This window comes from Bacillus sp. P4_D3, from assembly GCF_056401855.1.
This window is the reverse complement of sequence record NZ_JBFUIN010000019.1, coordinates 22668-33028: the sequence shown is the minus strand read 5'-3', so window position 1 is coordinate 33028 and position 10361 is coordinate 22668. Positions and strand designations below refer to the sequence as shown.

Below are 10361 nucleotides of genomic sequence, written 5' to 3'. Positions count from 1 at the left end.
AGATATGAGTGCACTTGTGGCCGGAGCAAAATTCCGCGGTGAGTTTGAAGAGCGTCTGCAAGCTGTATTAAATGAAATTAAAAAGAGTGAAGGCCGCATTTTATTATTCATTGATGAACTTCATACAATCGTCGGCGCTGGTAAAACAGAAGGAGCGATGGATGCAGGAAATATGTTAAAACCAATGCTAGCACGTGGTGAACTGCATTGTATCGGGGCAACGACATTAGATGAATACCGTAAATATATTGAGAAAGATCCAGCATTAGAAAGACGTTTCCAACAAGTATTAGCAGAAGAGCCAACTGTTGAGGATACAATTTCCATTTTACGTGGTTTAAAAGAGCGTTTTGAAATTTATCACGGTGTAAATATTCATGACCGCGCGATTGTAGCAGCATCTGTTTTATCAGATCGATATATTTCAGATCGTTTTTTGCCCGATAAAGCAATTGATCTTGTTGATGAAGCTTGTGCAACAATTCGAACAGAAATTGATTCTATGCCAACAGAATTAGATGAAGTAACGCGCCGCATTATGCAGCTGGAAATTGAAGAAGCTGCTCTTGGGAAAGAAAAGGACTTAGGTAGTCAAGAGCGCCTAAAAACATTGCAACGTGAATTATCGGATTTAAAAGAAGTTGCAAGTAGTATGAGAGCGAAATGGGAGAAAGAAAAAGAAGACATTCATAAAGTGCGTGACTTACGTGAACATTTAGAGCGCTTGCGCCGTGAGTTAGAAGAAGCAGAAGGAAATTACGATTTAAATAAAGCAGCTGAGCTTCGCCACGGGAAAATTCCAGCTATCGAAAAAGAGTTAAAAGAAGCGGAAGAGATGGGTGCACATAATAAACAAGAGAATCGTTTATTACGCGAGGAAGTAAGTGAAGAAGAAATTGCAGACATTGTTTCAAGGTGGACTGGTATTCCTGTCGCAAAACTCGTTGAAGGTGAACGCGAGAAATTACTACGCTTAGAGCAGATTTTATCAGAGCGTGTAATCGGCCAAGAGGAAGCAGTAAGCTTAGTATCAGACGCAGTTCTTCGTGCACGCGCTGGTATTAAAGATCCGAATCGTCCAATTGGTTCATTTATTTTCCTAGGACCTACAGGTGTTGGTAAAACTGAACTTGCAAAAACATTAGCACAAACGTTATTTGACAGTGAAGAGCAAATGATTCGTATCGATATGTCTGAGTATATGGAGAAACACGCAGTGTCACGCTTAATTGGTGCGCCTCCTGGATATGTTGGATATGAAGAAGGCGGACAATTAACAGAAGCAGTAAGACGTAAACCGTATTCTGTTATTTTGTTAGATGAAATCGAAAAAGCACATCCAGAAGTATTCAACATTTTATTACAAATGTTAGACGATGGACGCATTACAGATTCACAAGGACGTACAGTAGACTTTAAAAACACAGTTATTATTATGACTTCAAATATTGGATCGGCTCACTTATTAGAAGGGCTAGAAGAAGATGGTTCTATTAAAGAAGAGTCAAGAGAACTTGTAATGGGACAATTAAGAGGACATTTCCGACCAGAATTTTTAAACCGTGTCGATGAAATTATTTTATTTAAACCTCTTACAAGGAATGAAATTGAAGGTATTGTTGATAAGATTGTACAAGAATTACAAGGGCGTTTAGCAGATCGCCACATATCATTAGAATTGACGGAATCTGCAAAAGAATTTGTTGTAGAAGCTGGGTTCGATCCGATGTACGGAGCTCGTCCGTTAAAACGATACGTACAGCGTCAAGTTGAAACGAAATTAGCGAGAGAATTAATTGCAGGAACGATTACTGATAATAGTCATGTAGTTGTTGATGTTGAGAATAATGAATTAGTCGTTCATGTAAACTAAAAAAAGAGTTCGGATAAAATCCGGACTCTTTTTAGTGTTGTTCTACTGGCTMGTTTGGAATCGCAGCTGCAATCGCTAATACTAATACCGCAAGAACAACTGAGAAAATAGACGCTTGGTTAAAATCGTATGTACCGCCAGTCATAGAGCCGATTACGTAGCTCATCATATGTACAAGCGCGAACGACCAAATTAATGCCCAAATGAAACGCATATTTTACACCTCTATTCGTTCAATCTGTCCTTATTGTAACACAATTGAAAAAAGAATATAGAAAAATATTTGTAGATTTTTCAACGCAAATTTGTATTCTGTTCATACATTATAAAAGAGTACTTTTATACGTTTAGAAAATAAGGCGGGGGAAAAATGAGTATTACAGAACGTTTTTTTTACTTAGAAAAAGAACCATGTGTAATTTATTTACCGGAAAAGCCAAATGGATTTTCTGTTATGCTCCTAGGAGATTATAACTATTTTATTGAGAATGGTACAAGTTTATGGACACAGCATGCAGGGAGAGCTTATTTTTTACAGGGCCTTATTGAAAAAGGCTACACAGTCTTTTCGTCTAACTTATACGGAAGGCATTGGGGGAACGACCGAGCTGTTCGTCTAGCAAAACGTTTGTATGATGTCGTTCTAAGAAAAGAGACATTGAATACGAAAATGCACATTATGGCAGATGGTATGGGAGCGCTTGTAGCACTGGAGATGATGAACAAATACCCTGAATGTATACGTTCTGTCGTTATGTTAAATCCGTGTTTAGATTTACCAGAATATGTGGAGTTTGAGAAAGAGCATAAGTTTTTTTACAAAAGATTAGTGAAGGAATTAAGTTTGGCGTATGATTCCAAAGAAGAAGAATTAGAATCAAAAATAAATAAGAAATCATTTGCACTTCTTCCGTCTTGTGTACCTGTTAAAATTTTTGTCTCAACACAGGAAAAAAGAGGAAGAAAACAATTGTTACGTAAATACGAGAAAATGAGGCAATTCAATCAATGCGATACTTCTGTTTTATTCCATCTGCAAGATGTGAAATATAAAATGGTTAGACAAACGTGTGATTTCTTTGGAAAATATGAAGAAGAATTGTGAAGCTCCCATATACATAAATGAGGAGCTATTTGTTTCAAGGGGAAAGGGTTGGTGGTATGAAACGCGTGCTGATTATAGGTGCACTTACGTTTGTAGGTTATCACCTTGTGAATAAAATGATTGCAGAAGAAGTAGAAGTATATGGTCTTGATTTTGATGAATTTGATAGTATGACAAAAGTTAATGAAGAGAAATTATTGTTGATTGGGCGGAATGCGTTATTTACGTACTATTCTATAAGGGATGAAGACGGATGGCGATCGGTAGAGGAAGAAAGTTTCGATACAGTTTATTTTTGCTTGTATGAGCCGAATCAGCAAAGTGGATTTCGGAATGAAAGGGTCATATTACAATATTTAAAACGAATCGTAAGGATGTGTGAAAAAAATAACGTAAAGTTAAATCTAATTTCTTCTATTGAAATAGGAAGCACTGAAGAATCCGAAAACAAACGTCTATTTTCGAAGGTGGAAGAAGGGTTGAAAAAAGGCGAATTACAATATAGTGCATATCGAGTTCCTACATTATATGGGCCGTGGCAACCGTCGTTTATGATGTATCATCAGCTTATTTTATCAGAACTTGATGACAAAGAGTGCCGTTGTATAAATGGAGAAAAAGGAAGCGATTTACTTTACGTTGAAGATGTATGTGAATATTTATGGGAACATGGAATGAATGTAAAGCACCTCGGTGTATATAATTTACTTAGCGGAAAAGAAGAGTTATGGGAAAAAGGTATGACCTTGCTGCATGCAGATGATAAAGTAAATAAAAAAAATGTGGAAGTAAGAGATGAAGCTGTAGAGGTTATTTCTATTCAAAAAAATACACCAGTARAATTCGGTTTAAATAAACAATTGGCACATATGAAAAAATATAAAGAGTTATATGAAGGGTAGCGCACGTGTTAAACTATTGTATGGATAATTGATTGAAAAGCTTTAATGGAGAGGAAGAGATTACATGAACGAAAAAAGTATGCAATTTTTACAAATCGCAATGAAGCATTTACCAGAAGCTAAGGCAATTTTAGATTCTAATGGAATTGCGCTTGATATGGAGAAAGCACAGCCGGTGTTAGAGCTATTGATGAAAGTAATGGGCGAAGCATATGAGCTTGGGAAAGCGGATAAAGAATAAAAAAACCTTCTTTTTTAGAGGGAAGAGAGGCTCGARCSGTGGATAGAAGCGGTWRGGGCYTTTTTTAGTCTCGAGCGAGGTAAGAACAGAGGGATGATGAGGTTAAAGGAGAACGCCTTAGTTTTGAAGGAAAGGGGATAAAGAATAAAAAATCTTCTTTTTGATGGGAGAGAGGCTCGAACGGTGGATAGAAGCGGTTGGGGCTTTTTTTAGTCTCGAGCGGAGTAAAACCGGAGGGATGATGAGGTTAAAGGGGAAGGTTATGAGGAGAACGCCTTAGTTTTGAAGGAAAGCGGATAAAGAATAAAGAACCCTTTTTTTTGATGGGAGAGAGGTTCGAACCGTGGATAGAAGCGGTAAGAGCCTCTTTTTGTTTCGAGCGGAGTAAGGGTATGGAATAATTTATATTTTGAAAGGGCAGGAATTTTTCTGTTTCTTTTAATGAAAAATAAAGTTAGTAATACGCTGTCTTTATTTTTTTAGCTGAAATATATTCTAGACAAAAGTACATTTATGTTTTAAAATTAGTACCAAGTCATAATAATTGATATAAAATGGAGGGCTGCGATGTGAACGTGGGCATTTTAGGGGTCGGAAGATATGTGCCAGAAAAAGTAGTCACAAATCACGATTTAGAGAAAATCGTAGATACATCTGATGAATGGATTCGTACGAGAACGGGAATTGCAGAAAGACGCATTGCCGATGATACAATAGATACTTCATATATGGCGGTAGAGGCTTCTAAAAAAGCACTTGAAGATGCAGGGATTAGCGGAGAGGATATCGATCTTATTTTAGTGGCAACAGTAACGCCAGATCGCGCATTCCCAGCAGTAGCCTGTGTAATCCAAGAAGCAATTGGCGCAAAACACGCAGCCGCGATGGATTTAAGTGCAGCATGTGCTGGCTTTATGTACGGAATGATTACAGCACAGCAATTTATTCAAACGGGAACTTATAAAAATGTATTAGTAGTTGGTAGTGACAAACTATCTAAAATTGTAGACTGGAACGATCGAAATACAGCAGTACTATTTGGGGACGGAGCAGGTGCTATCGTAATGGGAGCTGTTTCGGAAGGAAAAGGTGTACTTTCCTTTGAATTAGGAGCGGACGGAAGTGGCGGTAAGCATCTTTATCAAGACGAGTATGTTATGATGAACGGCAGAGAAGTCTTTAAATTTGCTGTTCGCCAACTTGGTGATTCCTGTCTTCGCGTGTTAGAAAAAGCGGGACTTACGAAAGAGGATGTGGACTTCTTAGTACCACATCAAGCGAATATTCGTATTATGGAATCTGCAAGAGAAAGATTAAATTTACCGAAAGAAAAAATGAGTATGACAATTGAAAAGTTCGGTAATACATCGGCTTCTTCAATTCCAATTGCAATGGTAGAGGAATTGCAAAATGGACGTATTCAAGATGGTGATTTAATTATACTAGTAGGTTTTGGCGGCGGGTTAACATGGGGAGCAGTAGCTCTTCGTTGGGGTAAATAAGGACTGAGAGAAAAAAAGGAGTGTATTTTGTATGGAAAAAAAGAGGGTCGTAATTACAGGGCTAGGAGCTGTTACACCGATCGGAACAGATGTTGAAACAGCTTGGGAAAACATTAAAAACGGTGTATCCGGAATCGGACGACTTACAAGAATAGATTCAGAACAAATTCCTGCAAAAGTAGCAGCAGAAATTAATGACTTTGAAGTCGAAAAATATATAGATAAAAAAGAAGCGCGCCGTATGGACCGCTTTACGCAATATGCAGTAGCAGCAGCGAAAATGGCAGTAGCAGATGCGAAGCTTGAAATTACAGAAGAAAATGCACCACGCATTGGTGTATGGGTTGGTTCTGGTATTGGTGGTATGGAAACATACGAAGAACAATTTAAGATTTTTGCTGAAAAAGGTCCGCGCCGCGTGAGCCCATTCTTCGTACCAATGATGATTCCAGATATGGCAGCAGGTCAAGTGTCAATCGCTACAGGAGCGAAAGGAATTAATACTTGCTCTGTAACAGCTTGTGCATCTGGAGCAAACTCAATTGGTGATGCGTTTAAAGTAATCCAGCGCGGTGATGCTGATGCGATGATAACAGGCGGAGCAGAAGCGCCATTAACAAGTATGGCATTCGCTGGGTTTAGCTCAGCGAAAGCATTAACATTCAATGAAGATCCAGCAACGGCTTGCCGCCCATTTGATAAAAACCGTAGTGGTTTCGTAATGGGTGAAGGATCAGGAATTCTTATTCTTGAAGAATTAGAGCACGCATTAGCACGTGGTGCTCACATTTATGCGGAAATTGCTGGTTATGGTGCAACTGGTGATGCGTTCCATATTACAATGCCTGCTCCTGGCGGTGAAGGCGGAGTTCGTGCGATGCGTCAAGCTTTAGCTGATGCAGGTCTAGAGCCAGAAGATATTGATTACATTAATGCACATGGTACAAGTACAGATGCAAATGAAAAGTATGAAACGATGGCAATTAAAGAAACTTTCGGTGAGCATGCATATAAAGTAGCGATTAGTTCAACGAAATCAATGACAGGTCATTTATTAGGAGCAGCTGGTGCTGTTGAAGCGATCTTCTCTATTAAATCAATTACAGACGGAGTAATTCCTCCGACGATTAACTATGAAACACCAGATCCAGAATGTGATTTAGATTACGTACCAAATACAGCGAGACATCAAGAAGTGCGGGCTGTATTAAGTAATTCATTAGGATTCGGTGGTCATAACGCAGTATTAGTATTTAAAGCATATAAGTAATATGTACAATAAGGTGTCTTTTCGTAAAGTACTACGAAAAGACACCTTATTTATTTTTTATCACCTTTACGTTCCTTTCTTTTTTTGCATATACATAAGAAAAGGAGGGATGAAGGGTGGGGGTTGTTGAAACGGCAGAATGGTTACATCTGTATTATGGACGCCCAGAAAAGCTTTGTGAGAAATTTACAAAGTATATTCCATTGCCAAAAGAGAGGCTGTATCGCTTTTTAATCTCTAAAGGTATGTATCGCCCAGTAATGCGGGGGGAGCAGGAAATTAAAGAGTTAGAGAAGAAAGAAATTTGGAAAGAACTTAGCATGGAGTATGAAAAATTGAAAAGTTGGCTAAAAGGTCCAGATGTCCCTATCTTTATTTTATTATCAGATTCATATAATCGAACGGTACAAGAGGAATATAACGGGAAGGCTGGTTTATCTATGCGTCACGTTATTTTCTTATTCGTATGTGGACGTAATTCAGTAGAGGAACTAAAAGCTTTATTAACGCATGAATACCACCATATATGTAGATTACATCAAATTGAGACGAAGGAAACAGAGTATACATTACTTGATACGATGATTATGGAAGGGTTAGCTGAGCAAGCTGTGTATGAAAGGTATACAGAAAAAAGATGTGCACCATGGACTACTTACATTTCAAAAGAAGATGCTATTTATTATTGGAGAAATTCAATACAAGAACGAATAGATGTAAAGAGAGGTACGAGGGAGCATGATGTTTTATTAAATGGACTGCACTCGTATCCGAAAATGCTTGGCTATGCACTTGGATTTCATATTGTGAAAGACTGTGTAGCATTTGAAGGAGAAAATACACTGTCTTTATTATCTATAGATGCGAAAGAAATATTGAATAAAGCAAATACATTTCATGTTTCATAAAAAAAACAGGAGCGTTACCTCCTGTTTTTTTTATATTATAGAAGAAAAAATAATAATTAGAATATATTTCCTTAAGTGGAATAAAGTTAAGCAAAAATGAACATAATGATTGGTACAAACCGTAGTGAAGTGAGGGGTAGTGAATGTTATATCTACATGATGTATGGGTAAATTGGTTTGAAGGTGAAGAGAATGGGTATAACGTTTGTCATTTTTACGAATGGCGGAAAGATGATACGATTGAGCTATTAGATCAAGTGCCATTATTAAAAGTAGATGCCACATTATATCATTACATCGAGAACGAATTATTAGAGCTTCCGCAAAAATTATTGGAAGACGTATATCATAAGGCTTATATTCGTAAAAATCACGAACGTTTGCAACAAGAATATTGTTTTGTAGTTACAGATGGAAAAGGAATTATTGCGATTGATTCAATCGGCTATAATGTGCCAATTAGAAAAAGTAGGCTTATACCTCGTCAAGAGCAGATGGTATATGAGATGGTAGAGAATGTGCAAGCAGAAAAGTATGAGTTCCAAGTGGAAGAGATTGAAAAAGAACATCATATTTTATCGCCGTCGCCTTTCATTATGAACGGCCTAACTCGTAAAGAAAGACAGTTAAAACAATTATTATTTATGGCATTAGATCAATTACATACAACGAAAAATCCAGCTGAAATTCGCTATTGGTTCACAGAGTGGGATCCATCAGCGTACGGAATGGTCCAACATATGGAGTTTGAAGATGTTTGGGCTAAACTTTATGATGAAGCGAAAACTGGATGGTCTGAGAAGCACGAGCAATTATGTGAGCGCCTTGTAAAAGGACAGCCGTTTTTTGAAAAGTTATGGGAAATGGAAAATGAGCAGAAGGTAAATTAAAAAAAACCGCCAATTGGCGGTTTTTTTTTATGGAGGTGGCAAGAATGTTCGGTGGCTTCGCGCCTTCCTGCGAGGCAAAAAGCGCCTCTACGTCAGGAGCTCCATCCTCCTCACATTCTGAACGAGCCGCTTCCGCTTTATGTGGAATCTAGCTCCGGCTCCTAGCCCTTCGCGTCTAAGAACCTTCCCCACGAGAAGGTAAAAAGTACCTTCTGTGGGGAAGAACCTTATCCGTCAGGGCTAAGCAGTCGCCTCCGCTTTATAAATAAATCCAGCTCCAGCGGCAAGCTCTTCGTGTCTAAGAACCTTCCGCATAAGAAGGCAAAAAGCGCCTTTTATGCGAAAGAACCTTAGCCAGTCAGAGCTGAACGAGCCGCCTCCGCTTTATATGTTACCTACGTTTTCTGCTTAGTCCCATTGCGTTTTCTACTTTGCGTAGTTGTTTGAATGCAACGCGGTTTGCTTTTTCGGCACCTTTGTCTAGAATTTCGTCTAGTTCTGGGGAGTTGATTAGTTCGTTATATTTGTCTTGGATTGGACGAATTGCTTCTACGACTACTTGTGCTAGGTCACCTTTGAAGTCGCCGTATCCTTTTCCTTCGTACATTGCTTCTATTTCTTCTACTGTTTTTCCTGAGAATGAAGAGTAAATTGTTAATAAGTTAGAGATTCCAGGTTTGTTCTCTTTATCAAATTTAACGATGCCTTCAGAGTCAGTTACGGCACTTTTTATTTTCTTTTCGATTGTTTTTGGCTCATCAAGCATACTGATCATTGATTTTGGATTTGGATCAGATTTACTCATTTTTTTCGTAGGTTCTGTTAATGACATAACGCGAGCTCCTACTTTTGGAATACGAATTTCAGGAACTATGAACACTTCACGGAAGCGTTTGTTGAAACGCTCTGCTAGATCACGTGTTAATTCCATATGTTGCTTTTGGTCATCACCAACAGGCACGATTTCTGTGTTGTAAAGTAAAATATCAGCAGCCATTAATGGTGGGTATGTAAGTAATCCAGCTGGAACTGAATCTCTTCCTGAAGCTTTGTCTTTATATTGTGTCATACGTTCTAATTCTCCAACGTAAGCAACGGATTGCATAATCCATCCTAGTTGAGCGTGTGCTGGTACTTCTGATTGTACAAATAAAGTAGCTTTTTCAGGATCGATGCCGCATGCAACGTATAGCGCAGCAAGGCTGCGGATGTTTTTGCGAAGCCCTACAGGGTCTTGAGGTACTGTAATCGCATGTTGGTTTACAATACAGAAATAACAGTCGTGTTCGTTTTGAAGCTCTGTAAATTGCTTCATAGCTCCTAAATAGTTTCCAAGTGTAATTGTTCCGCTTGGCTGAATACCAGAAAAGATAACTGACATAAGTAATTCCTCCTAAAATTGAATGTGCGATGGGGAAGAGAAGGCATACAAAAAAGCCCATTCATCCCAAATTACATAGGGACGAATGGACCGCGGTACCACCCTAATTATTTCACAGCTGTGAAATCTCTCAAGATCCATAATAACGTCTGGATATAACGCCAAAGCCTACTACTTTCGGTTCGGTTTGGTGCTCAAAAGCCCATTCCATACTGTACAATTACTTGTTCACACCAGCCACAAGCTCTCTGAAATTGCCCCAATATGTACTCTTCTTTATCATCGCATA

10 protein-coding genes and 1 other annotated feature (1 of these 11 only partly in view) are annotated in these 10361 nt (G+C 38.5%); of the genes, 8 read left to right on the top strand and 2 right to left on the bottom strand.

The window, feature by feature from the left end:
• A partial coding sequence (locus AC1DTM_RS05895) for an ATP-dependent Clp protease ATP-binding subunit (RefSeq protein ID WP_477000087.1) occupies positions 1 to 1873 on the top strand: 1873 nt, incomplete at its 5' end.
• 31 nt (positions 1874 to 1904) lie between these two features.
• Here AC1DTM_RS05895 and AC1DTM_RS05890 read toward each other — a convergent pair.
• Positions 1905 to 2087 carry a YjzD family protein gene (locus tag AC1DTM_RS05890; RefSeq protein WP_477000086.1) on the bottom strand — a complete coding sequence of 61 codons (183 nt, stop codon included), beginning with the start codon at positions 2085 to 2087 and terminating at the stop codon, positions 1905 to 1907.
• Positions 2088 to 2243: 156 nt separating this feature from the next.
• Between AC1DTM_RS05890 and AC1DTM_RS05885 the strand changes: the two genes are divergently transcribed.
• The 7 genes from AC1DTM_RS05885 to AC1DTM_RS05855 all read left to right on the top strand — a co-directional run bounded on the left by AC1DTM_RS05885 (position 2244) and on the right by AC1DTM_RS05855 (position 8691).
• Positions 2244 to 2978 carry a lipase family protein gene (locus tag AC1DTM_RS05885; protein WP_016104172.1) on the top strand — a complete coding sequence of 245 codons (735 nt, stop codon included), beginning with the start codon at positions 2244 to 2246 and terminating at the stop codon, positions 2976 to 2978.
• Between the two features lie 29 nt (positions 2979 to 3007).
• Positions 3008 to 3880: an NAD-dependent epimerase/dehydratase family protein gene (locus tag AC1DTM_RS05880; protein WP_477000085.1), complete on the top strand. Its 873-nt coding sequence runs from the start codon at positions 3008 to 3010 to the stop codon at positions 3878 to 3880.
• 64 nt (positions 3881 to 3944) lie between these two features.
• Positions 3945 to 4121, top strand: coding sequence for a ComZ family protein (locus AC1DTM_RS05875; protein ID WP_002011319.1), 177 nt, complete (start codon positions 3945 to 3947; stop codon positions 4119 to 4121).
• A gap of 569 nt (positions 4122 to 4690) precedes the next feature.
• Positions 4691 to 5623 (top strand): beta-ketoacyl-ACP synthase III, encoded by a 933-nt coding sequence (gene fabH, locus AC1DTM_RS05870; protein ID WP_002149840.1) that lies wholly within the window; start codon positions 4691 to 4693, stop codon positions 5621 to 5623.
• A gap of 31 nt (positions 5624 to 5654) precedes the next feature.
• Entirely contained in the window at positions 5655 to 6893 is a 1239-nt protein-coding gene (gene fabF / locus AC1DTM_RS05865; protein WP_016104174.1) for a beta-ketoacyl-ACP synthase II, read from the top strand.
• A gap of 116 nt (positions 6894 to 7009) precedes the next feature.
• Complete coding sequence (locus tag AC1DTM_RS05860) at positions 7010 to 7801, top strand: DUF2268 domain-containing putative Zn-dependent protease (protein ID WP_002149838.1); 792 nt, start codon at positions 7010 to 7012, stop codon at positions 7799 to 7801.
• Positions 7802 to 7944: 143 nt separating this feature from the next.
• A complete protein-coding gene (locus AC1DTM_RS05855) occupies positions 7945 to 8691 on the top strand; it encodes a YjbA family protein (protein WP_002030367.1) in 747 nt (248 codons plus the stop codon).
• A 391-nt stretch (positions 8692 to 9082) separates the two neighbouring features.
• Here AC1DTM_RS05855 and trpS read toward each other — a convergent pair whose 3' ends face one another.
• A complete protein-coding gene (gene trpS, locus AC1DTM_RS05850; protein WP_002158892.1) occupies positions 9083 to 10072 on the bottom strand; it encodes a tryptophan--tRNA ligase in 990 nt (329 codons plus the stop codon).
• 74 nt (positions 10073 to 10146) lie between these two features.
• Positions 10147 to 10361, bottom strand: a binding site (T-box leader) (it continues 3 nt past the right edge of the window).

Bases quoted from the DNA above. Each gene is read 5' to 3' on its own strand.
- trpS (WP_002158892.1), bottom strand. From the start codon at position 10,072: ATGTCAGTTATCTTTTCTGGTATTCAGCCAAGCGGAACAATTACACTT.
- AC1DTM_RS05875 (WP_002011319.1), top strand. From the start codon at position 3,945: ATGAACGAAAAAAGTATGCAATTTTTACAAATCGCAATGAAGCATTTA.
- AC1DTM_RS05885 (WP_016104172.1), top strand. From the start codon at position 2,244: ATGAGTATTACAGAACGTTTTTTTTACTTAGAAAAAGAACCATGTGTA.
- AC1DTM_RS05855 (WP_002030367.1), top strand. From the start codon at position 7,945: ATGTTATATCTACATGATGTATGGGTAAATTGGTTTGAAGGTGAAGAG.
- fabF (WP_016104174.1), top strand. From the start codon at position 5,655: ATGGAAAAAAAGAGGGTCGTAATTACAGGGCTAGGAGCTGTTACACCG.